At 72.0% G+C, this 26,279-nt stretch carries 27 protein-coding genes; 13 read left to right on the top strand and 14 right to left on the bottom strand.

Features of this window, described 5'->3' with window-relative positions; translation table 11 throughout:
• Nucleotides 1–58: 58 nt before the first annotated feature.
• The 3 genes from BLS67_RS01415 to BLS67_RS01405 are packed head-to-tail and all read right to left on the bottom strand — an operon-like array spanning nucleotide 59 to nucleotide 3,487.
• Nucleotides 59–814: a succinate dehydrogenase/fumarate reductase iron-sulfur subunit gene (locus BLS67_RS01415; RefSeq protein ID WP_091239186.1), complete on the bottom strand. Its 756-nt coding sequence runs from the start codon at nucleotides 812–814 to the stop codon at nucleotides 59–61.
• Complete coding sequence (locus BLS67_RS01410) at nucleotides 814–2,760, bottom strand: fumarate reductase/succinate dehydrogenase flavoprotein subunit (RefSeq protein WP_091238302.1); 1,947 nt, start codon at nucleotides 2,758–2,760, stop codon at nucleotides 814–816. Before BLS67_RS01410 ends, BLS67_RS01415 begins: the two co-directional genes overlap by 1 nt.
• A 13-nt stretch (nucleotides 2,761–2,773) precedes the next feature.
• Nucleotides 2,774–3,487, bottom strand: coding sequence for a succinate dehydrogenase cytochrome b subunit (locus tag BLS67_RS01405; protein WP_091239182.1), 714 nt, complete (start codon nucleotides 3,485–3,487; stop codon nucleotides 2,774–2,776).
• Between the two features lie 138 nt (nucleotides 3,488–3,625).
• On the opposite strand from BLS67_RS01405, the gene BLS67_RS01400 reads away from it, so the two are divergent.
• Both BLS67_RS01400 and BLS67_RS01395 read left to right on the top strand, forming a co-directional pair.
• Nucleotides 3,626–4,240 (top strand): sulfite oxidase-like oxidoreductase, encoded by a 615-nt coding sequence (locus tag BLS67_RS01400; RefSeq protein ID WP_091238298.1) that lies wholly within the window; start codon nucleotides 3,626–3,628, stop codon nucleotides 4,238–4,240.
• Complete coding sequence (locus BLS67_RS01395; RefSeq protein ID WP_091238295.1) at nucleotides 4,237–4,929, top strand: FAD-binding oxidoreductase; 693 nt, start codon at nucleotides 4,237–4,239, stop codon at nucleotides 4,927–4,929. Before BLS67_RS01400 ends, BLS67_RS01395 begins: the two co-directional genes overlap by 4 nt.
• A gap of 4 nt (nucleotides 4,930–4,933) precedes the next feature.
• Here BLS67_RS01395 and BLS67_RS24265 read toward each other — a convergent pair whose 3' ends face one another.
• Both BLS67_RS24265 and BLS67_RS01385 read right to left on the bottom strand, forming a co-directional pair.
• Nucleotides 4,934–5,461, bottom strand: coding sequence for a DUF1990 family protein (locus tag BLS67_RS24265; RefSeq protein ID WP_242653705.1), 528 nt, complete (start codon nucleotides 5,459–5,461; stop codon nucleotides 4,934–4,936).
• Nucleotides 5,462–5,477: 16 nt separating this feature from the next.
• Nucleotides 5,478–6,881 carry a M1 family metallopeptidase gene (locus BLS67_RS01385; RefSeq protein ID WP_091238292.1) on the bottom strand — a complete coding sequence of 468 codons (1,404 nt, stop codon included), beginning with the start codon at nucleotides 6,879–6,881 and terminating at the stop codon, nucleotides 5,478–5,480.
• Between the two features lie 37 nt (nucleotides 6,882–6,918).
• Between BLS67_RS01385 and BLS67_RS01380 the strand changes: the two genes are divergently transcribed.
• Both BLS67_RS01380 and BLS67_RS01375 read left to right on the top strand, forming a co-directional pair.
• Nucleotides 6,919–7,773, top strand: coding sequence for a HipA family kinase (locus BLS67_RS01380; protein WP_091238289.1), 855 nt, complete (start codon nucleotides 6,919–6,921; stop codon nucleotides 7,771–7,773).
• Nucleotides 7,770–8,153 (top strand): DUF3037 domain-containing protein, encoded by a 384-nt coding sequence (locus tag BLS67_RS01375; RefSeq protein ID WP_207500163.1) that lies wholly within the window; start codon nucleotides 7,770–7,772, stop codon nucleotides 8,151–8,153. Before BLS67_RS01380 ends, BLS67_RS01375 begins: the two co-directional genes overlap by 4 nt.
• Nucleotides 8,154–8,159: 6 nt before the next feature.
• Here BLS67_RS01375 and BLS67_RS01370 read toward each other — a convergent pair whose 3' ends face one another.
• The 8 genes from BLS67_RS01370 to BLS67_RS01340 form a co-directional block, all read right to left on the bottom strand.
• Nucleotides 8,160–8,711: a hypothetical protein gene (locus BLS67_RS01370; RefSeq protein ID WP_091238283.1), complete on the bottom strand. Its 552-nt coding sequence runs from the start codon at nucleotides 8,709–8,711 to the stop codon at nucleotides 8,160–8,162.
• Complete coding sequence (locus tag BLS67_RS01365) at nucleotides 8,708–10,468, bottom strand: PHP domain-containing protein (RefSeq protein ID WP_165617427.1); 1,761 nt, start codon at nucleotides 10,466–10,468, stop codon at nucleotides 8,708–8,710. Before BLS67_RS01365 ends, BLS67_RS01370 begins: the two co-directional genes overlap by 4 nt.
• A 117-nt stretch (nucleotides 10,469–10,585) precedes the next feature.
• The gene (locus BLS67_RS01360; protein WP_091238277.1) at nucleotides 10,586–10,891 is read right to left on the bottom strand and encodes a 4a-hydroxytetrahydrobiopterin dehydratase; all 306 of its coding nucleotides are present in this window, start codon (nucleotides 10,889–10,891) and stop codon (nucleotides 10,586–10,588) included.
• 23 nt (nucleotides 10,892–10,914) lie between these two features.
• Nucleotides 10,915–11,628, bottom strand: a complete 714-nt coding sequence (locus tag BLS67_RS01355) for a phosphoadenylyl-sulfate reductase (RefSeq protein ID WP_207500161.1) — start codon at nucleotides 11,626–11,628, stop codon at nucleotides 10,915–10,917.
• Entirely contained in the window at nucleotides 11,625–11,789 is a 165-nt protein-coding gene (locus BLS67_RS23610) for an Insertion element protein (protein ID WP_165617409.1), read from the bottom strand. The genes BLS67_RS01355 and BLS67_RS23610 overlap by 4 nt, the downstream gene beginning before the upstream one ends.
• Entirely contained in the window at nucleotides 11,786–13,444 is a 1,659-nt protein-coding gene (locus BLS67_RS01350; protein WP_091238270.1) for a nitrite/sulfite reductase, read from the bottom strand. The genes BLS67_RS23610 and BLS67_RS01350 overlap by 4 nt, the downstream gene beginning before the upstream one ends.
• 145 nt (nucleotides 13,445–13,589) lie before the next feature.
• Nucleotides 13,590–14,126 (bottom strand): adenylyl-sulfate kinase, encoded by a 537-nt coding sequence (gene cysC / locus BLS67_RS01345; protein ID WP_091238267.1) that lies wholly within the window; start codon nucleotides 14,124–14,126, stop codon nucleotides 13,590–13,592.
• A gap of 12 nt (nucleotides 14,127–14,138) precedes the next feature.
• Nucleotides 14,139–14,621: an RrF2 family transcriptional regulator gene (locus tag BLS67_RS01340; RefSeq protein ID WP_091238263.1), complete on the bottom strand. Its 483-nt coding sequence runs from the start codon at nucleotides 14,619–14,621 to the stop codon at nucleotides 14,139–14,141.
• Nucleotides 14,622–14,647: 26 nt separating this feature from the next.
• Here BLS67_RS01340 and BLS67_RS01335 point away from each other — a divergent pair, with 26 nt between their 5' ends.
• Nucleotides 14,648–15,406: an NUDIX domain-containing protein gene (locus BLS67_RS01335; protein WP_091238259.1), complete on the top strand. Its 759-nt coding sequence runs from the start codon at nucleotides 14,648–14,650 to the stop codon at nucleotides 15,404–15,406.
• Nucleotides 15,407–15,459: 53 nt separating this feature from the next.
• Here the strand turns inward: BLS67_RS01335 and BLS67_RS01330 are convergent, their stop codons facing one another.
• Entirely contained in the window at nucleotides 15,460–15,630 is a 171-nt protein-coding gene (locus BLS67_RS01330; RefSeq protein ID WP_091238254.1) for a CsbD family protein, read from the bottom strand.
• A 427-nt stretch (nucleotides 15,631–16,057) separates the two neighbouring features.
• Here BLS67_RS01330 and BLS67_RS01325 point away from each other — a divergent pair, with 427 nt between their 5' ends.
• The 8 genes from BLS67_RS01325 (at nucleotide 16,058) to BLS67_RS01290 (ending at nucleotide 26,160) form a co-directional block, all read left to right on the top strand.
• On the top strand, nucleotides 16,058–17,791 hold the full coding sequence (locus BLS67_RS01325; RefSeq protein WP_091238252.1) for an ABC transporter family substrate-binding protein: 1,734 nt from the start codon (nucleotides 16,058–16,060) through the stop codon (nucleotides 17,789–17,791).
• A gap of 147 nt (nucleotides 17,792–17,938) precedes the next feature.
• On the top strand, nucleotides 17,939–18,928 hold the full coding sequence (locus tag BLS67_RS01320) for an ABC transporter permease (protein WP_091238250.1): 990 nt from the start codon (nucleotides 17,939–17,941) through the stop codon (nucleotides 18,926–18,928).
• A gap of 19 nt (nucleotides 18,929–18,947) precedes the next feature.
• Entirely contained in the window at nucleotides 18,948–19,892 is a 945-nt protein-coding gene (locus tag BLS67_RS01315; RefSeq protein ID WP_091238247.1) for an ABC transporter permease, read from the top strand.
• An 11-nt stretch (nucleotides 19,893–19,903) separates the two neighbouring features.
• A complete protein-coding gene (locus BLS67_RS01310) occupies nucleotides 19,904–21,040 on the top strand; it encodes an ABC transporter ATP-binding protein (protein ID WP_091238242.1) in 1,137 nt (378 codons plus the stop codon).
• On the top strand, nucleotides 21,037–22,065 hold the full coding sequence (locus BLS67_RS01305; RefSeq protein ID WP_091238239.1) for an ABC transporter ATP-binding protein: 1,029 nt from the start codon (nucleotides 21,037–21,039) through the stop codon (nucleotides 22,063–22,065). The genes BLS67_RS01310 and BLS67_RS01305 overlap by 4 nt, the downstream gene beginning before the upstream one ends.
• A gap of 44 nt (nucleotides 22,066–22,109) precedes the next feature.
• Nucleotides 22,110–23,093, top strand: a complete 984-nt coding sequence (locus BLS67_RS01300) for an ABC transporter permease (RefSeq protein WP_091238235.1) — start codon at nucleotides 22,110–22,112, stop codon at nucleotides 23,091–23,093.
• A 26-nt stretch (nucleotides 23,094–23,119) separates the two neighbouring features.
• The gene (locus BLS67_RS01295; protein ID WP_242653703.1) at nucleotides 23,120–24,079 is read left to right on the top strand and encodes an ABC transporter permease; all 960 of its coding nucleotides are present in this window, start codon (nucleotides 23,120–23,122) and stop codon (nucleotides 24,077–24,079) included.
• A complete protein-coding gene (locus BLS67_RS01290) occupies nucleotides 24,076–26,160 on the top strand; it encodes an ABC transporter ATP-binding protein (protein ID WP_242653701.1) in 2,085 nt (694 codons plus the stop codon). Before BLS67_RS01295 ends, BLS67_RS01290 begins: the two co-directional genes overlap by 4 nt.
• The last annotated feature ends 119 nt before the right edge of the window (nucleotides 26,161–26,279 follow it).

Here is a 26,279-nt window from a genome sequence, read left to right as displayed (position 1 = left end):
ACGACGGAAAAGGGCGGTGGACACCGAGGTCCACCGCCCTTACCGAACTACGTGGTGATCAGCTCGTCGGCACCCCGCCGGCGCGGAGGGCACCGAGCAGGTCGTGGTTCAGCCGCGAGATGGTCTCCATGGAGATGCCCTTGGGGCACACCGCGGAGCACTCGCCGATGTTGGTGCAGCCGCCGAAGTCCTCGGCGTCCTGCTGGGCGACCATGCGCACCACGCGGGTGTCGCGCTCGGGCTGGCCCTGGGGGAGCAGGCCGAGGTGGGTCACCTTGGCGGCGGTGAACAGCATCGCCGAGCCGTTGGGGCAGGCGGCCACGCAGGCGCCGCAGCCGATGCAGGTGGCCGCGTCGAAGGCGGCGTCCGCGTCGACCTTGGGCACCGGGGTGGCGTGCGCGTCCGGGGCCGTGCCGGTCGGGGCCGAGATGAAGCCGCCGGCCGAGATGATCCGGTCGAAGGCGGACCGGTCGACCACGAGGTCCTTGATGACCGGGAAACCCCCGGAGCGCCACGGCTCGATGTCGATGGTGTCGCCGTCGGAGAAGGACCGCATGTGCAGCTGGCACGTGGTGGTCTGCTCCGGGCCGTGCGCGATGCCGTTGATCATCAGGCCGCAGCTGCCGCAGATGCCCTCGCGGCAGTCGTGGTCGAAGGCCACCGGCTCCTCGCCGGAGAGGATCAACTGCTCGTTGAGCACGTCGAGCATCTCCAGGAACGACATGTCCGGGGACACGTCGGTCAGGTGGTAGTTGGCCATCTTCCCCTTGACGGCGGGGGAGGGCTGGCGCCAGACCCTGAGGGTCAGTTGCATCACTTGTAGCTCCGCTGTGCGAGGTGGACGTACTCGTACTCGAGGGCTTCCTTGTGCAGGATCGGGGGCTCCCCCTCGGGGGTCCACCCCCAGGCTGCGACGTAGGCGAAGTTCTCGTCGTCGCGCAGGGCCTCGCCCTCGGGGGTCTGGCTCTCGACGCGGAAGTGACCGCCGCAGCTCTCCTCGCGGTGCAGCGCGTCGATGCACATCAGCTCGGCCAGCTCGATGAAGTCGGCGACCCGGGCCGCGTGCTCGAGGTTCTGGTTGAAGTCCGTCGCGGTGCCCGCGACCTTGACGTCGGTCCAGAACTCCTTGCGGATCTCCGGGATGCGGTCGAGGGCCTTGCGCAGGCTCTCGGCGGACCGCTCCATGCCGCAGTAGTCCCAGACCAGCTTGCCCAGCTCGCGGTGGAACGAGGCCACCGTGCGCGAGCCGTTGATCGACAGGAACTTCTCGACCTGGGCGTGCACGCCGGCCTCGGCCTCGACGACCGCCGGGTGGTCGGCGGGCACCTTCTCGAAGGGGCCGGCGGCCAGGTAGTCGGTGATCGTGTTCGGCAGCACGAAGTAGCCGTCGGCCAGACCCTGCATGAGCGCCGAGGCACCCAGCCGGTTGGCGCCGTGGTCGGAGAAGTTGGCCTCGCCGATCACGAACAGGCCGGGGATCGTGGACTGGAGGTCGTAGTCGACCCACAGCCCGCCCATCGTGTAGTGCACGGCCGGGTAGATCCGCATGCCCGAGGCGTAGGGGTCCTCGCCGGTGATCCGGGCGTACATGTCGAAGAGGTTGCCGTACTTGGCCTCGACCGCCTTGCGGCCCAACCGCTGGATGGCCTCGGTGAAGTCCAGGTACACGCCCAGCCCGTTGGGGCCGACGCCGCGGCCCTCGTCGCAGACGTTCTTGGCCTGCCGGGAGGCGATGTCGCGGGGCACCAGGTTGCCGAACGCCGGGTACTTGCGCTCGAGGTAGTAGTCGCGCTCGTCCTCGGGGATGTCCTCGGGGGCCCGGCTGTCGCCGCGCTCCTTGGGCACCCACACGCGGCCGTCGTTGCGCAGCGACTCCGACATCAGGGTCAGCTTCGACTGGTAGTCGCCCGACACCGGGATGCAGGTGGGGTGGATCTGCGTGTAGCTGGGGTTGGCGAACAGCGCGCCGCGCTTGTGCGCCCGCCAGGTCGCCGTGGTGTTGGAGCCCTTGGCGTTGGTGGACAGGTAGAACACGTTGGAGTAGCCACCGGTGCCGAGCACGACCGCGTCGCCCAGGTGCGTGGTGACCTCGCCGTTGACCAGGTCGCGGACGACGATGCCGCGGGCCTTGCCGTCGACGACGACCAGGTCGAGCATCTCGGTGCGCGAGTGGGTCTCGATGGTGCCGGCCGCCACCTGCCGCTCGAAGGCCTGGTAGGCCCCGATCAGCAGCTGCTGGCCCGTCTGGCCGCGGGCGTAGAAGGTGCGCGACACCTGGGCACCGCCGAAGGAGCGGTTGTCGAGCAGGCCGCCGTACTCGCGGGCGAAGGGCACGCCCTGCGCCACGCACTGGTCGATGATCTGCGTGCTGATCTCGGCCAGGCGGTGCACGTTGTTCTCGCGCGACCGGAAGTCGCCGCCCTTGACCGTGTCGTAGAACAACCGGTGGACGCTGTCGCCGTCGTTGCGGTAGTTCTTCGCCGCGTTGATCCCGCCCTGGGCGGCGATCGAGTGCGCCCGGCGGGGGCTGTCCTGGAACCAGAAGGACTTCACGTGGTAGCCGGCCTCGGCCAGCGTGGCCGCGGCGGAGCCACCGGCGAGGCCGGTGCCCACCACGATGATCGTCAGCTTGCGGCGGTTGGCCGGGTTGACCAGCTTGCCGCGGAACTTGCGCTCGCTCCACCGTTCCCCGATGGGGACGTCGGTGGGGGCCTTGGTGTCGGCGATCGGGTCGCCGTCGAGGAACAGCTCGAGAGCCATGGCGGTGCTCCTGTCAGTCGATGATGCCGAAGAGGACCGAGAACGGGATGAGCAGGTAGCCGCCGATCAGCACGACGGCGAAGGCCGTCGCGAAGATGTTGAGGGCCCGCTCGCGCCGCTTGTTGCTGTGGCCCAGGGTCTGGGTGGCCGACCAGACGCCGTGCCGGATGTGGAAGCCGAGGACGACGAGTGCGACGGCGTACCAGATGGTGACGATCGGGTTCTGGAACCCCTCGACCAGTCGGCCGTAGGGCAGCGAGTCTCGTCCGGCGGGGTTCACCGCACCGAGGGTGAGGTCGAGGATGTGCCAGATGATGAAGAGGATCAGGATGATCCCGCCCCAGCGCATCGTGCGGGAGGCGTAGCTCTGCTGCACGCGCTTCTTGGTCACGTAGCCGATCGGCCGGGCCCGCTTGGCCTGGCGCCAGAGCGAGACGGCCGCCCAGATGTGCGCGGCGACCGCGACCAGCAGGACGACGCGGATGATCGTCAGCACGGTCAGGCGGGGGAGGATCGGCTCGCCCAGCTCGCGGAGGAACTCCGAGTAGTGGTTGAAGGTGTCCGCCCCGGCGAACGCCTTCAGGTTCCCCACCATGTGCGCGATGAGGTAGAGCACGAAGATGATGCCGGAGACGGCCATCACGGACTTCTTGAAGACCGAGGACGAGAACCGTCCGGTCTTGGGGGCCTTGCGCGGCCCCGCCTGCTGCGTCGTCACTGTCGCCACGCCGCCCACGGTACGACCATGCACAGGTCACACCGAGATGAACGCGGCGTGACACGTCTCATGCAAGGTGACCCTTACCGGTCGGAACGATCGACCCCCGCCCGGTGTTCCCCGGATCGACCCGAGAAGGAGGCCACCGTGCCCGGACCCACCCGAGGTTTCCTCGGCCGCAGCCGCCCCGCCCGCGACCCCCGGCTGCCCCCCGGCCAGTACGACGTCGGCGCCGACTGGCCCGTGCTGACCGCCGAGCCCACACCGCGGATCAGCCCCGAGACCTGGAGCATCACGGTGGCCGGGAAGGTGGAGAACCCCACGACCTGGGACTGGGCCGGCGTGCACGCCCTGCCGGCCAGCGAGTACCGCGGCGACATCCACTGCGTGACCACGTGGTCGAAGTTCGACACCCGGTTCGCCGGGGTCTCGCTGGACTCGCTGTGGGACGTCGCCCGCCCCACGACCGAGGGCGCCTTCGTGATGGCCACCTCGAAGTCCGGCTACACGACCAACCTGCCGATCGAGGACCTCGTCGGCGGCAAGGCCTGGCTGGTCTGGGAGTTCGACGGGCAGCCGCTGAGCATCGAGCACGGTGGCCCGGTGCGGCTGCTGGTGCCGCACCTGTACTTCTGGAAGAGCGCCAAGTGGGTGACCAAGCTCGACGTCCTCAAGCGGGACCAGCAGGGCTTCTGGGAGCGCAACGGCTACCACGACCGCGGCGACCCGTGGCGCCAGCAGCGCTACCAGGGCGACGCATGACCGTCGGCCCCTGGACGACGGCGACGATCGCCGGGCTCAAGCGGCCGATCGCCCGGTCGGTCCAGCTCCGGCTGGACGTCGCCGACCGGGTCGACCACCTGCCCGGCCAGCACTACGTGGTGCGGCTGACCGCCGAGGACGGCTACACCGCGCAGCGGTCCTACTCGGTGGCCTCGGCGCCGTCGGACCCGCTGGTCGAGCTGTTCGTCGAGCGGTTGGACGACGGCGAGGTGTCCACCTACCTCGCCGACGTCGCCGAGCCGGGGGACACCCTCGAGGTGCGCGGGCCGATCGGCGGCTGGTTCGCCTGGGACGGGGAGACCCCCGCGCTGCTGGTCGGCGGGGGCACCGGCGTGGTGCCGCTCGTGGCGATGGTCCGGCACGCGGTGGCCACCGACCGGCTCGACCTGCTGCGGGTGGCCGTGTCGGCCCGCACGCTGGCGGAGCTGCCCTACGCCGACGAGCTGCTGGCGGCCGGCGCGGTCGTCGTCCTCACCCGTGAGGCGCACGGCGTCCGTCCGCCGGCGCGGCTGACCGCGGTGGACCTGCTCCCGCTGTGGGAGGAGGGCCAGACGGCGTTCGTGTGCGGGTCCTCCGGGTTCGCGGAGTCGGCGAGCCAGCTGCTCGTCGGCATGGGGTTCGCCCCGTCCGCCGTCCGGGTCGAGCGGTTCGGCCCCAGCGCCGCCTGAGCGTTCAGCGGGCGGCGCGCCGCACCGCGCCGGTGTAGCGGGTGAGCGCGATCGACTGCAGGACCCGGCTGACCGGGCCGCCCAGCCGGGCGGCCCGGGTCGCCAGCCGCGAGAAGGCGACCATCTCGAACACCACGTCCGCGCCGTCGCGGCGGACGACGAAGGACTCCTCGCCGCTCTCCGGGTGCCCGGGCATGGTGCCGTAGGCGTAGCCCTGCCGGTCGCCCTCGGTGACCGACCAGACCACCCGGCACGGGATGCGCAGCCCCAGCGGCGGCCGGCCCGCGGTCATGAGGACGACGGCCCCGGGCTCGCTGGCCGGCCCGCTGGCCCGCACCCGCAGCCCGGCGTGCCGCTGCGGCGCCCAGTCGAACACCGCGGCCACGGCGCGGGCGAACGCGGCGTCGCCCTGCCCCACGACGGCCCGCCGCCGGACGACGTGCACCCCCGCCGGCAGGTCGCCGGTGCGGGTGGCGCCCACCTCGGCGTAGGTGAACGGGGCGTCGGTCAGCGCGGCGAGGTCGGGGTGCACCCGGTCCAGTGTCGGCTCATGCCGGCTTGCCCGTGCCGAGCCAGGAGTCGAAGAAGCCGGTGAGGTCGGTGCCCGCCACCTCGGTGGCCAGGTCGGTGAACTCCGCGGTGGTGACCGCCTGGCCGGCGTGCTCGGTGGTCCACCGCGACAGCAGCTCGGCGAAGGCGTCGTCGCCCATCTCGGCCCGCAGCGCAGCCAGCGTGGCCGCGCCGCGCACGTAGACCTGCTCGCTGAACAGCTCGTCGCCGGCGGGGCCCGGGTCGCCGATGGCCTGCTCCCAGAACTCGTCGTCGGCCGGGGTCCCGAGCACGTCGGCGAGCTGCTCGGCGACGGTCTCGCCGCCCTGGGCCTCGGTCCACGCCCACTCGGCGTAGGTGGCGAAGCCCTCGTTGAGCCAGATGTCGCGCCAGCGGTCCAGCCGCAGGTCGTCACCGGTCCACTGGTGGGCCAGCTCGTGCACCACGACCAGCTCGGCCTCCGAGGCGGAGCCGAAGAAGTCCTGGGCGTAGATCGGCCGGGTCTGCGTCTCCAGGGCGAAACCCAACGAGGACGCCGTGACGATGCCGCCGGCCTCGGTGAACGGGTACGGCGACCCGAACATGCCGGCGAGGAAGCCCAGGATCTCCGGTTGCCGGTCCAGCGCGGCGCGGGCGTTCTCCGCGCGGCGGTCGGTGAGCCCGGCGGCGACGGCGTCCCGGAAGGTGATGCCGTCGACCTCCCGCTCGGTCAGGTCGAAGTCGCCGACGGCGAGCGTCACCAGGTACGGGGCCATCGGTTCGTCGCTGCGCCACACCCAGGTGCGCGCACCGTCCACCGGGTCGCCGCGCTCGACCAGCTCCCCGTTGGAGACCGCCACGAGGTCCTGCGGCACCGTGACCGACAGCTGCACCGCGGCGGCGTCGCTGGGGTGGTCGTTGACCGGGAACCAGGTGGCCGCGACGTCGGGCTGCCCGACCACCAGGACGCCGTCGTCGGTGGTCACCACGCCGGACTCGCCGGGGCCGTCCTGCACCGGTTCGGGCACGCCGGAGTACTCGACGCGGACGGTGAACCCGCCGTCGACCACCACCTGGCCGCGGTCGACGACCAGCTCGTCGCCGTCCCGGGTGACCTCGACCGGGGTGCCGTCGACCCGGACGTCGGCGACGTCGAGCCCGACCAGGTCCAGGGAGAAGCTCGCCAACGGGGCGTCGGTGGTCCGGGCGGTGATGGTCGCGGTGCCGGTGAGCACATCGGTGGCCGGGTCGTAGCCGATGTCCAGGTCGTAGGCGTCGACGTCGTAGCCGCCGTTGCCGTCGCCGGGGTAGTACGGGTCCCCGATGCCGGTGGCCCCCACCACGGGGAGCGGGCGCAGCACCGCGGTGCTGCAGGCGGTCAGGACGACGAGGGAGCCGACGACCAGGAGCGGGCGGCGGGGCATGGCTGCACGGTAGGGCCCCGGTAGCCTGCCGGGCACTGTGCTCCCCGCCGTCACCGCCACCCGCTACGTCCTCCCCCTGCGCGAGGGCGGGTCCCTGCCCGGGCTGGTCGAGGCCGACGACCTGGGCACCTACGTCGTGAAGTGGCGCGCGGCCGGCCAGGGGGTGCCGGTGCTGGCCGCCGAGGTGGTCTGCGGCGAGCTCGCCCGGGCGCTGGCCCTGCCGGTGCCGGCGCTGGTCACCGTCGACGTCGCCCCCGAGCTCGCGGTGGGCGAGCCCGACCAGGAGGTGCAGGAGCTGCTGAAGCACTCCGCCGGCACCAACCTGGGCATGGACTACCTGCCCGGCGCGCTGGACTTCTCGGCCCAGGGCCCGGACGTCGCCCCCGAGCTCGCCGGCCGGGTGCTCTGGTTCGACGCCCTCGTCGGCAACGTCGACCGCTCGTGGCGGAACCCGAACATGCTCTTCTGGCACGGCCGGCTCCAGCTCATCGACCACGGCGCCGCGCTGACCTTCCACCACCACTGGCCCGGCGCGCCGGCGGCGGTCGAGCGGGTCTACGACGCGAGCCAGCACGCACTGGTCGAGTCCCACCCCGACGTCCGGGCCGCCGACGCCGAGCTGGGCCCGCGGGTGACCCGTCCGCTGCTCGAGCGGGTGCTCTCCCTGGTGCCCGACGCCTGGCTCCGCGGGCCCGAGGCCGAGCCGGCGGCAGTGACCCGCGAGCGGTACGTGGCCCAGCTGCTGGCCCGGCTCGACGCCCGCCCGGCCTGGTTGCCGGCACTGGTGCAGGCCGCCGCCGACGGGTCGCGGGGCCGCGCGCCCGCACCGCGCGGGCAGAACCGGCCCGGTTGGCTGGGGCCCCCGCCGCCGCCCGGGGTCTCGCAGCGGTGAACACCTACGAGTACGCCGTGCTCCGCGTGGTGCCGCGGGTCGAGCGCGGTGAGGCGTTCAACGCCGGGGTGCTCGTGTACTGCCGGCAGCGCGACTACCTCGGGTCACGGGTGCACCTGGACCTGGATCGGCTCCGCGCCCTGGACCCGACCGCCGACCCGGTGGCGGTCGCCTGGGCGCTGCAGGCCGCCGCCGACGTCTGCGCGGCGGCGCAGGTGGCGGGTGCGGCCGGCCGCGAGGCCCTGGGGTCGCGCTTCCGCTGGCTCACCGCGCCGCGCTCGACCGTCGTCCAGCCCTCCCCGGTGCACACCGGGCTGACCGCCGACCCCGACGCCGAGGCCGACCGGCTGCTCGCCCTCCTGGTGCTGCCGCTGGGGTGAGCGGGGTCAGGCGTGCCCGCCGCAGCACCGGTGGGGATCGGCGATCTCCACCGGCCGCCACCGGCCCGGGCCGCTGGGCTCCACCAGCAGCTCGACGGCGCCGTCCCGCCGCTGCGGTCGCAGGTGCCCGTCGAGGGTGTCCACGACGTCACCGGGCCCCACCGGAGCCCCGACCCCGACCACGGCGTCGATCGCGGTGCGGGCCAGCAGCCGGTCCACGGGTACCTCGCCCCGCACGTCGGCCGACCCCGGGAAGCGCACCAGCCGGCCGGCGCGGGGCGCCTCGACCAGCGCCCCGCCGGCCGCGCCGCCGTCGTCCACCTGCGTGACCGGCCCGCCCAGCGCGGCGGCCAGGGCGTCGTGCTCGACCTCCCCGCCGCCGCCGTCGAGCTGCCAGCTCACCGTGGTGGCCGCGACGACGTGCCGGCGGTCGACGTGGGTCTGCACGAGGACGGCGCGCCGACCGGTGCCGGCCAGCGCGCCGTCGATCGCGTGCAGCAGGTGCGCATCGGCCGACAGGTCCGCAGCCGGGGCGGCGGCCCACCAGCCGGCGGTCACGGCAGGACGTCCACGAACACCGGGTTGGCGTAGAACCACAGGTCGGCGAAGGGGTCCTCGTTCCCGGTGACGTCCTGCAGCGGGTTGCCGGCCGCGTCGAGCTGGTTGCCGTCGCTGCCGCGCAGCCGCAGGTAGAACGACTCCTGCACGCCGCTGAAGGTGAAGTCCAGCCGCACGCGCCGGCCGCCGGCCGAGCCGCTGACGTCGAAGGTCTTCACCACGGTGGTCCGCGGGGCCGACAGCGCGTCCTGGTCCGCGCTGCGGCCGGTGACCGGACCGCTGATCAGGTCGACCTTCGCCAACCGCGGCACCGCGCCGGAGGCGTTCGGCCCGGCCGGCAGGTCGATCGTGACGTCGAGCCGGACGTCACCGCCGCGGCGGACCCAGGTGCGCCCGCCGAGGGTGACCCCGCGCCGGTCGCCGTCCCCGCGGGAGGCCCGCACGCGCACGTCGAGCCCGTCGACCAACCGGCCGTGCACCGCCACCACCTGGCCGGACTGCAGCCCGCGCATCACGTCGACGTACCGCCGGGACGGCGCCGCGACCAGCGTGGAGCTGTAGTAGCCGGGCCAGAAGTCGCCGTAGGTGGTGATCGGTGCGCCGGTGTCGACGGGGGCGCCGCGGCTGCCGGTGGACGCGAAGTCCTGGGTGCCCGGCGCGAGGGTGTCCTGCCAGACCTGGTGGGAGTCGGAGGTGGAGGTGATCCACCAGGGGAGCCCCTCGGCGAGCAGCGAGTCCCACAGCCCGCCGACCTTCGCGGTCATCCAGTCGAAACCGCCGTAGGTGCGGTAGGGGTTCTCCAGCGCGGTCGGGGCGTAGCCGGCGAAGCTGTCGACGGTCGGCGCGAAGTCGTAGTAGCCGCGGGCCTTGCCCGGGCCCTGCGCGGTGAGCGGGATGCCGGCCGCCTGGTGGCCGGGCGCGCCCTCCATGCCGACGGCCACCCGCGGGGCCGTGTCGCGCCAGCCGCGGATCTCGTGCGGGCTGTCGATGCCGCGCCGGGCCGGGTGGTTGGCGAACATCAGGGCGATCTCGGTGCGCCCGCCGGTCACCTGCTGGTCGAGGTAGCGCAGCGCGTCGAGGGCGAACGGCTCGCCGTCGGCGGAGGTCGCGCGGGCGATCTTCTTCTGGTCGGCCAGCACGGAACCGTCGTAGGCGGCCTCGAAGGCCTTGAGGATGTCGACGGTGTTGCGGCCCGGCGGCAGGAAGACCGTCGCGTGCTCGGCGCCGGGGATGTTCCACTCCAGGCCCTGGTAGACGAGCAGGGAGGGGTGCGCGCTGCGCGCGGCCTCGATGTTCGGGGTGATCTGGTCGATCGAGAACTTCTGGTGCGCGGTGCCGCCGTGGTCGGTGATGACCACCCACGACAGGCCGTACTGCTGCGCCTTGGCCACCTGGGTCTCGATCGGGTACTGCGCATCGGGGGAGTACTGCGTGTGGATGTGGTGGTCCCCGGCGAGGAACCGGCTGCCCCCGCTCCACGGGTTGGTCGGCTGCGGGCGGCCGCCGGGGCCGCCCGGTCCACCCGGGCCGCCCGGTCCGCCGCCGGGCGCGGCCGCTGCCGCGCCGACGCCGAGGACCCCGGCGCCCGCGGCCGCCCCGGCGACGACGGCCGCCCGGGTCAGGAACGCGCGGCGGGACACCGACAGCGGGTCCTCGACCCGGCCGTCCCGCCAGGTCCCCTCGGCGTCGCCGTCGTGGCCGTGGTCGTGCCCGTGGTCGTGCCCGTGGTCGTGCGGGTGCCCGTGGTCGTGGCCCATCCCGGCGTCCTCCCCGATCGCATGCGTGCTGGACCACCCGACCCTGGTCGAGCACGGCGAGGAGCGGACGACGGGCGGTCGCCCTGCGGGTGAACAGCCGGTGACCTGGCCCGGCGGTCAGCCGGCGTCGGTGCCGGGGAACAGGGCGTCGACCCGGCGGGCGAGCTCGACGTCGAGCTCGGTGACACCGCCGGCGTCGTGCGTCACCACGGCGACCCGGACGCAGTCGTAGCGCAGGTCGAGGTCGGGGTGGTGGTCCATCTGCTCGGCGATGTCCGCGATCTGCACGACGGCGTCCACCGCGGCGCGGAAGGACGGGAAGGTCAACCGCCGGTAGATGCCCTGGGGGTCGCCGTCCCAGTGGGTCAGCTCGGCCACCGCGGTGGCGACTTCTTCGGCGGACAGCGCCTGCGGTCGTGTCATGGGGGCAGTGTGCGGCGTCGCCCTCAGGTGTGCAGGCCGCACTCCACCTTGTTCCGGCCGGCCCAGCGGCCCGCGCGGGGGTCCTCGCCGGGGGCGACCGGGCGGGTGCAGGGGGCGCAGCCGATCGAGGCGTACCCGATCTCGACCAGCGGGTTCACCGGCACCTGGTGCTGCGCGACGTAGGTGTCGACGTCGTCCTGGCTCCAGGCGGCCAGCGGGTTGACCTTGACCATGCCCCGCTTGGCGTCCCAGTCGACGACCTTGGTGCCCACCCGGGTCTCGGACTCGTCGCGCCGGACGCCGGACCCCCAGGCGCTGAACCCCGCGAGGGTGCGGGCCAGCGGCTGCACCTTGCGCATGTCGCAGCACAGGTCGGGGTCGCGGTCGTGCAGGGCCGGGCCGAACTCGGCGTCCTGCTCGGCGACGGTCTTCTCGGCCTCGACCGAGAGCACCCGGATGTCCATGACCGAGGCGATCCAGTCGCGGGTGCCGATGGTCTCGGCGAAGTGGTAACCGGTCTGCAGGAACACCACCTGGACGCCGGGGTGCGCGCGGGCGGCCAGGTGGGCGAGCAGGCCGTCGGCCATCGAGGAGGTGAGCGCGAACGAGTCGCCGAAGGTCTCCCCGGCCCAGCGCAGCACCGCGAGCGCCTGCTCGACCGGGTCGGCGATCCCCTCGAAGCGGGCATCGGCCTCGGCGGCCAGCTCGGGTGTGGGTTCGACCAGGGTTGCGCTCACGGCTGCTGCACTCCCGTTCCCGTCGTCCGCAGGGTGAAGGCCCGCAGGCAGGACCCGCAGTGCCATTCTCCCTCGGTCTCGCGCGGCCGCAGGGTCTCCTCGCCGCAGTACGGGCAGTAGAACGGCGGCAGCTGCCTGGTTCTTCCGCCCGGCTCGCTCACCGCAGCAGGTCCTCGTCGGCGCGGGTCGCCCAGGCCGCGAAGGACTCGCCCTCGGTGCGGTGCTCCAGGTACCCGCGCAGCACGCGCTCGACGTAGTCGGCGGTGTCGGTGGCCAGCACCTTGTGCCCGCGGAGCTTGCGCCCGATGGAGGACTCGAAGCCCAGGTGGCCGCCGAGGTGGACCTGGAAGCCCTCCTCGCCGCCCACGACCATGCCCTTGAAGCCGATGTCGGCGGTCTGGAAGCGGGCGCAGGAGTTCGGGCAGCCGTTGACGTTGATGGTCAACGGGGTGTCGAAGTCGGGCAGCCGGCGCTCGAGCTCGGCGGTCAGCTCCTTGGCGTGGCCCTTGGTCTCGACGATGGCCAGCTTGCAGAACTCGATGCCGGTGCAGGCCATGGTCTGCCGGCGGAAGACGCTGGGCCGCACCTGCAGGTCGTGCTCGGCCAGCGCCGCGATCGCCTCCTCGACGACGTCGTCCGGGACGTCGAGGACGACCAGCTTCTGGTCGGCCGTCGTCCGGATCCGGCCCTGCCCGTACTGCTGCGCGAGGTCGGCCACGGTCGCCAGCAGCTCGCCGCCGATGCGGCCGGTGTGCAGCGCGAACCCCAGGGCGTTGCGCCCGTCGACCTGCTTCTGGACGCCGACGTGGTCGCGCTGGTCGGTCGCCGGCCGGTCGGGCGCGGGGCCGTCGGGCAGCGCCTCGTGCAGGTACTCGTCCTGCAGCACCTGGCGGAACTTCTCCGGGCCCCAGTCGGCCATGAGGAACTTGATCCGCGCGTGGGTGCGCGAGCGGCGGTAGCCGTAGTCGCGGAACACGGCGCAGACCCCGGCCCACACGTCGGAGACCTGGTCGGGGCGCACGAAGACGCCCAGCCGCTCGGCGAACCGGGGGTTCGTCGACAGCCCGCCGCCGACCCACAGGTCGTAGCCGGCCTCGCCCGCGGAGTTGCGCACGCCGACGAAGGCGACGTCGTTGATCTCGTGGTTGGTGCAGTGGTGGGCGCACCCGGAGATGGAGGACTTGAACTTGCGCGGCAGGTTGGAGAACTCCCGGTCGCCGAGGTAGGTCGCCACGACCTCGGCGACGGCCGGGGTCGCGTCGAGCACCTCGTCGTCGAGCACCCCGGCCAGCGGGCAGCCCAGGACGACGCGCGGGGTGTCGCCGCAGGCCTCGGTGGTGGACAGCCCGACGGACTCCAGCCGCTCCCAGATCTCGGGGACGTCCTCGATGCGGATCCAGTGCAGCTGCACGTTCTGCCGGTCGGTCACGTCGGCGACGCCGCGGCCGAACTCGGTCGAGATGCCGGCGATGACCCGCAGCTGCTCGGCCGACAGCTGCCCGCCGTCGATGCGCACGCGGAGCATGAAGTAGGAGTCCTCGAGCTCCTCGGGCTCCAGCACGGCGGTCTTGCCGCCGGGGATGCCCTGCGCGCGCTGGGTGTACAGCCCCATCCACCGCATGCGACCGCGCAGGTCACCGGGGTCGATGCCGTCGAAGCCGGTGTGCGAGTAGATGTCGAGGATCCGCTGGCGGACGTCGAGGCCGTCGGAGTCCTTCTTCATCCGCTCGTTGGGGTTGAGCGGTTCGCGGTAGCCGAGGGCCCACTGACCCTGCCCCTTCTGGGCCGAGCGGCTGGTGCGGGTGGGGGAGGACACGGGAGGGCTCCATCTTCGCGCGGGACGGGCGCGCGGCGTTGCGGGGACTGGGGTGCGGCGGCTCAGGACGAGCGGCGACAGGCGGCGCTGACGACGCGGCCCAGGTCGATGTGCAGGCGCGCCACCAGAGGCGTCCCGCGGTCAGTCACGCCGTCGAGTCTCCCACACCGGCCATGGCCGCCCGGACCTGCGCGACCGCCTCGGCGAGGGGGACCTGGGAGGTGTCCACCCGCAGCTCGGCGCGCACCGGCTCCTCGTAGGGGTCGCTGACCCCGGTGAAGGTGGCGATCTCCCCGGCGCGCGCCTTCGCGTACAGGCCCTTGACGTCCCGGGCCTCGCAGACCGCCAGCGGGGTGGACAGGTGCACCAGCACGAACCGGCCGTGCTGCTCGACGAGCGCGCGGGCCTGCTCGCGGGCCTCCTCGAACGGGGCGATGGCGGCGATCACGACGGTGCCGCCGTGCCGGACCACCTCGCCGGCCACCCAGCCGATGCGGCGGATGTTGAGGTCGCGGTCGGCCCGGGAGAAGCCGAGCTCGCTGGACAGGTGCGTGCGGACGACGTCGCCGTCCAGCACGGTGACCGGGGTGCCCTCGGCCTCGAGCTCGGCGACCAGGGCGTCGGTGATCGTGGACTTGCCGGCGCCGGAGAAGCCGGTGAGGAGGACGGCGACACCACTCATGCCGCCAGTCTCTCAGTCGACGGGGACGGCCCCGAAGGAACGCCAGGCGCTCTCCACCTCGGCCAGCTCGGCCACCGCGTCGGGGAGCTTCCCGGCCACGACGTCGGCCAGCGTGACCTGCTCCAGGACCCGGCGGTAGGAGTCGCGGGCGGCGACCCACACGCTGGTGAGCTCCTTGGCGACGCCGGGGTAGGTGGCGTCCTCGGGCCGCTGGCCGTGCACCTCGGCCAGGAAGCCCTGCTCCACGCGCATGACCCGGGCGATGGACACCTCGCTCGGCGGCAGCGCCAGCCGGTAGCCGCCGTCCCGCCCGCGCTGGCTGGTCACCAGCCGGGCGTGCTGCAGGTCGCCGAGGATGGCCTGCAGGAACCGGGAGGGGATGCCCTGCGCGGTGGCGATGCGGTCGCAGGTGAGGGCGTCGGGGCTGGCTGCGGCCAGCTCGATGGCGGCGCGGACGGCGTAGTCGACGCGGGCGGAGATGCGCACGGAGCCCATCCTGCCCGGTCTGGGAAACTCGGTCCGTGTTCCAGCTGCGATTCACCACGCTGGTGGAGGCGCCGCTGACCGTGGCGTTCGACGTCGCCCGCGTGCTCGGCCGCCCCTGGCCGTGGGCCCTGACCGAGGTCGCCTCCGACCGACCGCATGCCGACGAGCACCGCGGGGGCGGCGGGCTCATGGCGCAGGTGCGCCACACCCGCCACTTCCACCCGACCGGGGCCGGCACGCTCGTCGACGAGCAGGTCGAGTGGGACAACCGGGTCCCCGGGGTGCTCGGCCGGCTGCTGGACCAGACGGTCGTCCGCCGGCATGTCCTCGCGGCGATGCAGGCCCACCTGGACCTGCTCGCCGCGGCGGCCCAGCGCCGGGCCGAGGACGTCGTCCAGGTGGTGGGTGCCGCCCTCGTCGACGGCGACCGGGTGCTCGTCGCGCAACGGGGCGGCGGCTCCCTCGCCGGGCTGTGGGAGTTCCCGGGCGGGAAGGTCGAACCGGGGGAGTCCGAGCTGGCGGCGCTGGTGCGCGAGTGCCGCGAGGAGCTCGCGGTGGAGATCGCCCCGCAGGCGTTCCTGGGCGAGGTACCACTGCCCGGGGTCGTGGCGGGCGGCGAACCGGGGGCATCGACGCTGCGGGTCTGGTGGGGGCGGATCGAGTCGGGCGACCCGGTCGACCACGAGCACACCGAGCTGCGCTGGGTGCGGGCCGACGAGCTGGAGGCGCTGGACTGGATCCCGGCCGACCGCCCGCTGCTCCCCGCCGTCCGGGCCCTGCTGGCCCGCCTCTGAACGCGCGAGAGGCCCGCCCCGCGCCTGCGGGACGGGCCTCTCGTCGGGACCTCTTACTTGAAGATGTCCTTGACCTTCTCGCCGGCCTGCTTGGCGTTGCCCGAGGCCTGGTCCTTCTGGCCCTCGGCCTGGAGGTCCTGGTTGTCGGTCGCGTTGCCCGCGGCCTCCTTGCCCTGGCCCAGCAGCTCTTCGGCCTTGTTCTTGATCTTGTCCACGGCGCTCATGGGAGTGCTCCTCACGTCGGCTTTCGGGGTCCCGCCACCACTACCCGGCCGCCGGGCCTGCACACATCGACGAACCTGCCGGTCTGCTGGCAGCTCCCTGGGGATCCCGGTACCCGGCGTCCCGCAAGAACTGCGCCCACCGGCCCCCTGGCCCGCAAGACGTTCGGGGATGACCGTCGTGTTGCGGCCGTGTTGCAGGCCGCCGGGGCTGCGTCGTCGCAGGTCGTGAGGCCAGGTCACAAAACGGTGACGGCCGTGGACGGTCCCCACGGGCGTGCCTAGTGTTCGCCGGGAGGTTCCAGGACCGACAGCTGTCGGACAGGTTCGTCACGGCTCGAACCCAGCCCGTCCCGGACGCCGATCGTGTCCGGCCGGGCAGACCAGGTCAGATCCCCCCGCAGGTGCGGGTCGAGGGAGGCAATCGAACGTGAAGTTCAGCAAGCGCGGCGCAGCGCTCGTCGCCACCGGCGTGGCCGGCGCGATGGTGCTGTCGGCCTGTGGTGGCGGCAGCAGCGACAGCGGCAGCAGCGGCGGTGGTTCCGGTCGGGTCATCGTGGGTGAGTCCGCCGACTTCCCGGAGAACCTGTTCCCGCTGATCTCGGCCGGCAACGTCACCTCCGTCGCCAACATCGAGGCCCAGCTCTTCCCGTCCGCCTTCGACGTCAAGCCCGACTTCTCGGTCGAGTACAACCAGGACCTCCTGACCGAGGAACCGACCCTGGACGTCACCGACGGGGTGCAGACCAACGTCTACACGATCAACCCGGACGCGGTCTGGAGCGACGGCGAGCCCATCACCGCCGAGGACTTCATCTTCTCCTGGCAGCTCCAGCGGAGCTCCGACCCGGCCGACGGCGGGTGCGCGGCGCTGCTGAACACGACGGGCTACAGCTCCATCGCGTCCGTCGAGGGCTCCGGTGACGACGACAAGACCGTCACCGTCACCTACACGACGCCCTACGCCGACTGGCAGGGCCTCTGGTCCGGGTCGAGCAACCCGGTCTTCCCGTCCCACGTGCTGAAGGCCGCCTCCCCCGAGGCCCAGTGCGAGGCCACGACGGCAGGCTGGCCGATCGCCGACGGCATCCCGCAGGACATCTCCGGCGGGCCGTGGCAGATCAAGAAGGACAACATCGACGTCGGCAGCCAGATCGTCACGCTGACGCCCAACGAGAACTGGTACGGCGAGCCCACCGGGCTGGCCCAGCTGGTCATCCAGAACATCGGCAGCGACCCGACGACCGCCGTCCAGGGCATCCAGAACCAGGAGGTCGGGGTCATCTACCCGCAGCCTCAGCTGGACCTGGTCGGACAGGTCGCCGACCTCGCCCCCGAGGTCGACAGCTCCATCAGCTTCGGGCTCTCGTTCGAGCACCTGGACTTCAACACCACCGACCCGCTGCTCGCCGACCCGGTGGTCCGCCAGGCGTTCGGCATGGCCCTCGACCGCCAGGAGATCGTGGACCAGACGGTCGGCCAGTTCTCCTCGGACGCCCAGGTCCTGGACAACCGGATCTACGTCAACAACCAGCCGCAGTACGTGGACAACGCCCCCGACGAGTACAAGACGCAGAACACGGCCCAGGCCAAGTCGCTGCTCGAGGGTGCGGGCTACGTGCTGGGTTCCGACGGGATCTACGCCAAGGACGGTCAGCGGCTGTCGTTCCAGATCGACACCACGGCCAACAACCCGCTGCGCGAGACGACGGTCAACGTCATGATCCCGCAGCTGAAGGAAGCCGGCATCGAGGCGACCTTCAACGCCAACCCGGACATCTTCGCCGGGCCCGAGAAGCCGACCTCCCTGATCGCCGGGGGCTTCCAGATCGCGCTGTTCGCCTGGGTGGCCTCGCCGTTCATCACCTCGAACGAGTCCATCTACCAGCAGGTGACCGGGGACAACGTCGGGCAGAACTACTCCCGGCTCGGCACCCCCGAGATCGACGCGCTCTTCGACGAGCTCGTCGCGCAGCCCGACCCGGACCAGGCCGCTGATCTGGCCAACCAGATCGACGTCCTGCTGTGGGACCAGATGGCGACCATCCCGCTGTACCAGAAGCCCACGTTCCTGGCGTGGAACTCCTCGACGGAGAACGTCGAGGACAACGCCTCGCAGAGCGGGCCGCTGTGGAACTCCAGCACCTGGACGACCTCGCAGTGATGCACTGACCCCTCAGGCACCACGCACCACCTGATCGCAGACGCGGCCCCCGGGGGCTCACCCCCGGGGGCCGCGCTGTGTCCGGACGTCCCAGCTGAACTGGTCGTTCCCACCGGACGACTTCCGCTCCCGGCGTAAGGTCCCCGCATGTTCTTCTTCACGATCCGACGGATTGTCGCCTCGGTCCTCGTGTTGCTCGCCAGCTCGTTCCTGGTGTTCGTCCTCTGCGCCGCCAGCTTCGACCCGCTGGCGAAGTACTACTCGCGCAACCCGCAGCCGCCGCCGGAGTTCTTCGACCAGCTGCGCACCCAGCTGGGGTTGGACGACAACTTCTTCGTCCGCTACTGGCACTGGCTGTCCAGCGCCCTCACCGGCGACTTCGGCCAGACCATCGGCGGCACCGCGGTCACCGACCAGCTCTGGGGCCGGCTCTGGGTCACCGGGCGGATGATCTTCTTCGCCGTGGTGATCGCCGTCGTCCTGGCCATCCTGGTCGGCGTCGTCGGCGCGGTGCGGCAGTACAAGCCCTCGGACTACGCCTTCACCTTCCTGGCCTACCTGCTGATCGCGCTGCCCACCTTCTGGTTCGCGGCCCTGCTCAAGGAGTTCGTGGCCGGCGGCATCAACGACGCCTTCGGTCGGCAGGTGCTGTACACCCTCGGCGAGGAGTCACCGGGCATCTCGTCCTACGGGACACCGTCGGAGATCTTCTGGGACCGGTTGGGCCACCTGGTGCTGCCCACCATCTGCCTGGCGCTGCTGTCGTTCGCGGCCTGGAGCCGGTTCCAGCGGTCGGCGATGCTCGACGTGCTGGGCTCGGACTACATGCGCCTGGCCCGTGCCAAGGGCCTGACCTACCGGCGCACGGTGATGAAGCACGGGCTGCGCAACGCCCTGATCCCGCTCACCACCGTCGTCGCCCTGGGCATCGGCACGCTGTTCGGCGGCGCGATCATCACCGAGCAGGTCTTCGTGTGGCACGGCATGGGGGAGTACCTGCTGAAGAACGGCATCGGGCAGAACGACATCAACGTCGTCCTGGGCTGGCTGCTCATCAGCGCGGTGTTCGTCGTGCTGTTCAACCTCGTCGCCGACGTGCTGTACGCGGTCCTCGACCCGCGCATCCGGCTCGCCTGACCCGGTCGGAGGAGACATCGTGACCACCACCCAGGCCGCCACGGAGGCGGCCGGCGCGACGGGGCCCGGCAACGGCGTCGAGCGCGAGTTCACCGTGAAGGCGCGCAGCCAGCGCCAGCAGATCGTCCGGCGCTTCGTGCGCAACAAGGTCGGCATGACCGGCCTGGTCGTCTTCCTGCTGCTGCTGGCCTTCGGCTTCCTCGGCCCGCTGGTGTACGGCACCAGCTACGCGACGCAGAACAGCGGCGCCCAGTCCGTCCCGCCCGGCAGCGCGGGGTACCCGCTGGGCAGCGACGAGATCGGTCGCGACCTGCTGGCCGGCCTGATGATCGGCGTGCAGCGGTCGTTGTTCATCGTGCTGCTGTTCATCGCCATCGCGTTGCCCGTGGGCCTGCTCGTGGGTGCGCTGGCCGGCTACTTCGGGCGGTGGGTGGACAGCGTGCTGATGCGCATCGTCGACCTGATCCTCACCGTGCCGCTGCTCGTCGTCCTCATCGTGGTCGCCTCGAACTTCGGCGACGCCCGCACCCCGCTGGGGGTCGGCATCATCCTGGGTCTGTTCGGCTGGCTGGACCTGGCCCGCATCGTGCGCAGCCAGTTCCTCTCCCTGCGCGAGAAGGAGTACGTCGAGGCCGCGCACGCCCTCGGCGCCTCCAACCGGCGGATCATCTTCAAGCACCTGATCCCCAACGCGCTCGGCTCGCTCATCGTGTGGACGACGCTGGCCGCGGCCACCGCCATCATCCTCGAGGCGTCGCTGACCTACCTGGGCTTCGGTGTGAACAACCCGAGCTCCACGTCGCTGGGCCGGTTGGTCTCCGACGGCGTGCAGGCGGCCTCGACCCGGCCGTGGCTCTTCTACTTCCCGGGCATCACCCTGCTGATCATCGTGCTGTCGATCAACCTGATCGGCGACGGGATCCGGGATGCCTTCGACCCGAGCAACCGCCGCGTGCGGGCCTGAGGGGACAACGCATGAGCACCAGTTCCGGAGCGCTGGAGCAGGGCCGCACGCAGGCCCGCCCCGTCGACCCCGACGTCCCCCTGCTGGCCGTCGAGGACCTCAACGTCCGCTTCCCGACCGAGGACGGCCTGGTCCACGCGGTCCGCGGGGTGGACTACACCCTGCGGTCCGGCGAGGTGCTGGGCATCGTCGGTGAGTCCGGCTCGGGCAAGTCGGTCACCTCGCTGGCCGTCATGGGCCTGCTGCCCGGCTCCGCCCGGGTGAGCGGCTCGGTGCGGTACCGCGGCCAGGAGCTGCTCGGGCAGAGCGACCGGGCGATGTCGCGGGTCCGCGGCAAGGGCGTCTCGATGATCTTCCAGGACCCAATGACCTCGCTGGACCCGGTGTACCGCGTCGGGTTCCAGATCGAGGAGACGCTGCGCGCCCACGACCCCAAGCTGTCGTCGAAGGCAGCCCAGGCGCGGGCCGCCGACCTGCTGGCCATGGTCGGCATCCCCAACGCGGCCGAGCGCGTGCGGTCCTACCCGCACGAGTTCTCCGGCGGCATGCGCCAGCGCGTGGTGATCGCGATCGCCATGGCCAACCAGCCCGACGTGATCATCGCCGACGAGCCGACCACCGCCCTGGACGTGACGGTGCAGGCGCAGATCCTCGAGGTGCTGCAGAAGGCGCTGTCGGAGACCGGGGCGGCGATGGTCCTCATCACCCACGACCTCGGTGTGGTCGCCGGCATCGCCGACCGGGTGCTGGTCATGTACGCCGGCCGGCCGGTGGAGATCGGTGCCGTCGAGGACATCTACTACGAGCCCCGCATGCCCTACACGCTCGGGCTGCTCGGGTCGCTGCCCCGGCTGGACGCCTCCACCAAGCAGCGGCTGACCCCGATCAAGGGGTCGCCGCCCTCCGTGGTGAACATGCCGCCGGGCTGCCCGTTCGCGCCCCGCTGCCCGCTGCACGTCGCCGAGTGCGACGTCGTCGAACCCGAGCTGCTCGACGTCGGGGGCGGTCACACCGCAGCCTGCATCCGGGTCGACGAGGTCGGCAAGGCCCACGGCGAGGCGTCCGCGCTGTTCGACGAGACCGCCGACGACGCGGTGCTCGCGTCGCAGCCCGACCCCGCCACCACACCCGAGGGAGCGACGTCATGACCGCCACCCGTGAGCCCATCCTGAGCGTCCGCGGTCTGGAGAAGCACTTCCCGATCAAGGGCGGTGGGCTGATCAAGCGCACCGTCGGCGCCGTCCGCGCCGTCGACGGCCTCGACCTGGACCTGTACCCGGGCGAGGTGCTCGGCCTGGTCGGCGAGTCCGGCTGCGGCAAGTCCACCACCGGCCGGGCCATCCTCAACCTGCAGCCGGCGACCGGCGGGTCGGTCGTCTTCCAGGGCCGCGAGATCGTCGGGCTGGGGCGCAAGGAGATGCGGCCGCTGCGCCGCGACATCCAGATCGTCTTCCAGGACCCCTACGCCTCGCTCAACCCGCGGCTGCCGGTCTTCGACATCGTCGCCGAACCGCTGATCATCCACGGGCTGACCAAGGACGAGGCCGAGCTCCGCGAGCGCGTGCGCACCCTGGTCGAGACCGTGGGCCTGAACCCGGAGCACACCAACCGGTACCCGGCCGAGTTCTCCGGCGGTCAGCGGCAGCGCATCGGCATCGCCCGGGCGCTCGCGCTGGAGCCCAAGGTGCTGGTGCTCGACGAGCCCGTCTCGGCCCTGGACGTCTCGATCCAGGCCGGTGTGATCAACCTGCTCGAGGACCTCAAGGAGCGGCTCGGGCTGTCCTACCTGTTCATCGCCCACGACCTCTCGGTGGTGCGGCACATCTCCGACCGGGTCGCCGTCATGTACCTCGGCAAGATCATCGAGGTCGCCCCCCGCGACGAGCTGTTCGACCGGCCCACGCACCCCTACACCCAGGCGCTGCTGTCGGCGATCCCGCTGCCCGACCCGCGCCTCGAGCGCAGCCGGCAGCGGATCATCATCACCGGCGACGTGCCCAGCCCGGCCAACCCGCCCTCGGGCTGCCGGTTCCGCACCCGGTGCCAGAAGTTCGCCGGTGAGCTGACCGACACCCAGCGGGAGAAGTGCCTGACGGTCGAGCCGCTGCTGGAGTCCCGGGGCGAGGGCCACACCAGCGCCTGCCACTACGCCGAGGCCACGAAGGTGCTCTGACTCCACCGCCGCCAGCTGTGCACACCCTCGAGCGAAGGTAGAACGTGGGCCGTTTCCTCCTGAAGCGTCTGGCCAACTACGTGGTCCTGGTCGTGGTCGCCACGACGCTGGCCTACATCGTGGCCTCGCTCGCCCTCAACCCCCGGTCCACCTACGAAGGGCGCAACCCGCCGCCGCCCGCTGCGGTGGTCGAGCAGCAGCTCACCGCGTACGGGGTGAACGACAAGGACCCGCTGCTGGGCCGGTACGCCGACTGGATCGGCGGGGTCGTGCTGCACGGCGACTTCGGCCAGACCGTCCGCGGGCAGGACATCAACGACCAGCTCGGCTCACGGGCGCTGGTCAGCCTCAGGCTGCTGGTGCTCGGCTCGATCATCGGCGCGGTGGTGGGGGTGCTGGCCGGGGTGGTGAGCGCGATCAAGAAGTACAAGGTCACCGACCGCGCGATCACCGCCTACTCGTTCTTCTTCATCGCCACGCCCGTCTTCTTCACCGCCGTGCTGCTGAAGTTCGGTGCGTTGTCGGTGAACGACGCGGTCGGGTCGACGGTGCTGTACTACACCGGCTACGAGACGCCCAACCTCCAGGCCGGCTTCTGGGGCCACGTCGCCGACCAGGTCGGCCACCTGATCCTGCCCACCCTGTCGATCGCCCTGGGCCAGATCGCCTACTTCTCCCGCTACCAGCGCAACGCCATGCTCGACGTGATGAACAGCGACTTCCTGCGCACGGCCGAGGCCAAGGGGCTGACCAGACGCAAGGCGCTCTACAAGCACGGGCTGCGCACGGCGCTCATCCCGATGGCGACGCTGCTGGCCTACTCGTTCGGCACGCTGGCCGTCGGGGCGACCTTCACCGAGAAGATCTTCGGCTGGCACGGCATGGGGGAGTGGCTGGTCGACTCCATCACCAGCCAGGACATCAACGTGGTCGCCACCGTCACGTTGTTCACCGCTGTCTTCATCCTGATCTCCGGCTTCCTGGCCGACGTGATCTACGCCGTCCTCGACCCGCGCGTGCGGGTCTGAGGCCGGGTCCGAGGCGAGGAGGAACCGTGAGCGCACCTGCCGATCCGTTGGTGGTCGCCGACGACGCGGCCGTCTCCGACCACCCCGGTCAGAAGGCCCCCAGCGCCGTGGTGGTCCGCGGGCGCCGCAGCCTGGTGCTGCGCCGGTTCCGGCGCCGCCGGGGGGCGATGGTCGCGCTGGGCGTCCTGGTGCTGATGTTCGTCGGGGCCTTCCTGGGGCCGGTGATCTACCAGGCCATCACCGGGTGGACCTACAGCACCCAGGACTACACCGCGTTCCTGCAGCCGCCGTCCCCGGACCACTGGTTCGGCACCACGCAGATCGGCCAGGACGTGTTCGCCCAGACCATGCGGGGGCTGCAGAAGTCGCTGATCATCGGGCTGCTCGTCGCGCTCATCTCCACCGGGCTGGCCGCGGTGGTCGGGGCCTGCGCCGGCTACTTCGGCGGCTGGGTGGACCGCGCGCTGATGTGGGGGGTGGACCTGCTGCTGGTCATCCCGTCGTTCCTGGTCGTGGCGATCATCAGCCCGGCCTTCCAGAGCGCGGGCTGGCTGGTGCTGGTCTTCCTGATCGCCATCTTCGCCTGGATGATCACCGCCCGGATCGTGCGCGGGATGACGCTGAGCCTCAAGGAACGCGAGTTCGTGCTCGCCGCCCGCTACTCCGGGGTCTCCTCGGCCGGCATCATCTTTCGCCACCTGATCCCCAACATGTCCTCGTTGCTGATCATCGACGCGACCATCGCGGTGGCCACGGCGATCATCGCCGAGACGGGGTTGTCCTACTTCGGCTTCGGGGTGCAGCCGCCCGACGTCTCGCTGGGCAACCTGATCGCGTCGGGCACCCGGTCGGCGTTCACCTTCCCCTGGCTGTTCCTGTTCGCCGGTGGCCTGCTGGTCGCCACCACGCTGGCGGTGAGCGTCATCGGGGACGCCCTGCGCGACGCGCTGGACCCGGCGTCCAGCCGGGCCGGAGGTACGAAGTGAGCGACGTGGGCGACGACGTGAGCCAGGTGCCGCTGCTGTCCGTCCGCGACCTCGGCGTGGTCTTCCCGGGCGGGGAGGACGGCGACGTCCCGGCGGTGCGCGGGGTCGCCTACGACCTGGCCCCCGGTGAGGTCCTGGGCATCGTGGGGGAGTCCGGGTCGGGCAAGTCGGTCTCCTCGTTGGCGGTCATGGGTCTGCTCCCGCGCAACGCCCGGGTGACCGGCAGCGTGCGGTTGCGCGGGGTGGAGCTGCTGGGCCGCCCGGACGGCGAGCTCGCCCGCATCCGCGGCAACGACATCGCGATGGTCTTCCAGGACCCGCTGTCGGCGCTGACGCCGGTCTACACCGTCGGTGACCAGATCGCCGAGACCATCCGCATCCACCAGCGGCTCGCGGCGGGCCCGGCCACCCAGCGCGCTGTCGAGCTGCTCGACAGCGTGGGCATCCCGAACGCAGCCCAGCGGGCCAAGGCATTCCCGCACGAGTTCTCCGGGGGCATGCGGCAGCGGGTGATGATCGCCATGGCGATCGCCAACGACCCCGACGTGCTGATCGCCGACGAACCGACGACCGCGCTGGACGTGACCATCCAGGCGCAGGTGCTCGAGCTGCTGGAGACCGCGCGGCAGCTGACCAACGCCGCCACCGTGATGATCACCCACGACCTCGGGGTGGTGGCCGGCATCGCCGACCGGGTGCTGGTCATGTACGCCGGCAAGGCCGTCGAGCAGGGTCCGGTCGGGCCGGTGTACGCCGCCCCCCGCATGCCGTACACCATCGGGCTGCTGGGCTCGGTGCCCCGGCTGGACCGGCCGGGGCAGACGCTGACCCCGATCTCGGGGTCCCCGCCCAACGTCAGCCGGCTGGAGCCCGGGTGCCCGTTCGCCAGCCGGTGCCCGGTGGTGCTGCCGGTGTGCCGGGAGGTCGAGCCGGAGCTCACCCCGACCGCGGTGGGGTCGGCCGCCTGCCACCGGGCGGACGAGATCGTCGACGGTTCGATCGACGGCGTGCCGGTGTTCCCGCCACCGGTGCTCGCGCAGGCGCGCGGCCTGGTGGCCCGGACCGAGCGCCCGGCCGTCCTGGAGGTCCGCGAGGTGACCAAGCGGTTCGACATCACCCGGGGTGCGGTCATGCGCCGCAAGGTGGGGTCGGTCAGCGCGGTCGACGGCGTCAGCTTCGACATCCGCGAGGGCGAGGCGCTCGGGCTGGTCGGCGAGTCCGGGTCGGGCAAGACCACGACGATCATGGAGGTCCTGAGCCTGCAGGCGCCCGCCGAGGGCTCGATCGTCGTGCACGGCAAGGACGTCGCCGGTCTGGGGCGCCGTGAGCGCAAGGAGCTGCGGCGCGACATCCAGGTCGTCTTCCAGGACCCGCTGTCCTCCCTGGACCCGCGCCTGCCGGTCGGGGACATCATCGACGAGCCGCTGCGGTCCTTCGACGTCCCGCGGGCCGAGCGCGCGGCGCGGGTCGGCGAGTTGCTGCGGCTGGTCGGGCTGGCCCCCGAGCACGCCAACCGCTACCCGGCCGACTTCTCCGGCGGGCAGCGGCAGCGCATCGGCATCGCCCGGGCGCTGGCCCTGGAGCCCAAGCTGCTCGTGCTCGACGAACCGGTCTCGGCGCTGGACGTCTCGATCCAGGCCGGCGTGCTGAACCTGCTGGAGGACCTCAAGGTCCGCCTGGGGCTGGCCTACCTGTTCGTGGCGCACGACCTGTCGGTGGTGCGGCACATCGCCGACCGGGTGGCGGTCATGTACCTGGGCCGGCTGGTCGAGGTGGGCGACGCCGACGACATCTTCGAGCGGCCCACGCACCCCTACACCCAGGCACTGCTGTCGGCCGTCCCCATCCCGGACCCGGTGGCCGAGCGGCAGCGCGAGCGGATCCTGGTCCGCGGCGACCTCCCGGACCCGGCGAACCTGCCCTCGGGGTGCCGGTTCCGGTCCCGCTGCCCGTTGTTCGTCGAGCTGGAGCCCGGCCAGCAGCAGCGCTGCGCCGAGGAGGACCCGGCGCTGGTGGAGCACGTGCCGGGGCTCGCCTCGGCCTGCCACTTCGCCCGCGAGCGCACCGTCGTCCCGGGCTGAGGTGCGCCGCCCGGGGCGTCGTGGCTTTCGTTACCCGGACGTGACCCGATCCTTAGCCGTGCTGCATAGCCTCGACACAGCCCATGGGCCGGCGGCCCGCTGACCAGTGATCCCACCGA

Source organism: Klenkia soli (genome assembly GCF_900103975.1).
Taxonomy (GTDB): Bacteria; Actinomycetota; Actinomycetes; order Mycobacteriales; family Geodermatophilaceae; genus Klenkia; species Klenkia soli.
Note: the sequence above shows the minus strand (reverse complement) of the source record. Positions and strands in the feature narration are given on the sequence as shown.

What these genes read in the sequence shown, in the direction of transcription:
- BLS67_RS01310 (WP_091238242.1), top strand. Translation starts at nt 19,904, where the DNA reads ATGAGCACCAGTTCCGGAGCGCTGGAGCAGGGCCGCACGCAGGCCCGC.
- cysC (WP_091238267.1), bottom strand. Translation starts at nt 14,126, where the DNA reads ATGAGTGGTGTCGCCGTCCTCCTCACCGGCTTCTCCGGCGCCGGCAAG.
- BLS67_RS01360 (WP_091238277.1), bottom strand. Translation starts at nt 10,891, where the DNA reads ATGACACGACCGCAGGCGCTGTCCGCCGAAGAAGTCGCCACCGCGGTG.
- BLS67_RS01320 (WP_091238250.1), top strand. Translation starts at nt 17,939, where the DNA reads ATGTTCTTCTTCACGATCCGACGGATTGTCGCCTCGGTCCTCGTGTTG.
- BLS67_RS01385 (WP_091238292.1), bottom strand. Translation starts at nt 6,881, where the DNA reads ATGCCCCGCCGCCCGCTCCTGGTCGTCGGCTCCCTCGTCGTCCTGACC.
- BLS67_RS01415 (WP_091239186.1), bottom strand. Translation starts at nt 814, where the DNA reads ATGCAACTGACCCTCAGGGTCTGGCGCCAGCCCTCCCCCGCCGTCAAG.
- BLS67_RS01305 (WP_091238239.1), top strand. Translation starts at nt 21,037, where the DNA reads ATGACCGCCACCCGTGAGCCCATCCTGAGCGTCCGCGGTCTGGAGAAG.
- BLS67_RS01340 (WP_091238263.1), bottom strand. Translation starts at nt 14,621, where the DNA reads ATGGGCTCCGTGCGCATCTCCGCCCGCGTCGACTACGCCGTCCGCGCC.
- BLS67_RS01365 (WP_165617427.1), bottom strand. Translation starts at nt 10,468, where the DNA reads ATGGGCCACGACCACGGGCACCCGCACGACCACGGGCACGACCACGGG.
- BLS67_RS01330 (WP_091238254.1), bottom strand. Translation starts at nt 15,630, where the DNA reads ATGAGCGCCGTGGACAAGATCAAGAACAAGGCCGAAGAGCTGCTGGGC.
- BLS67_RS01395 (WP_091238295.1), top strand. Translation starts at nt 4,237, where the DNA reads ATGACCGTCGGCCCCTGGACGACGGCGACGATCGCCGGGCTCAAGCGG.
- BLS67_RS01410 (WP_091238302.1), bottom strand. Translation starts at nt 2,760, where the DNA reads ATGGCTCTCGAGCTGTTCCTCGACGGCGACCCGATCGCCGACACCAAG.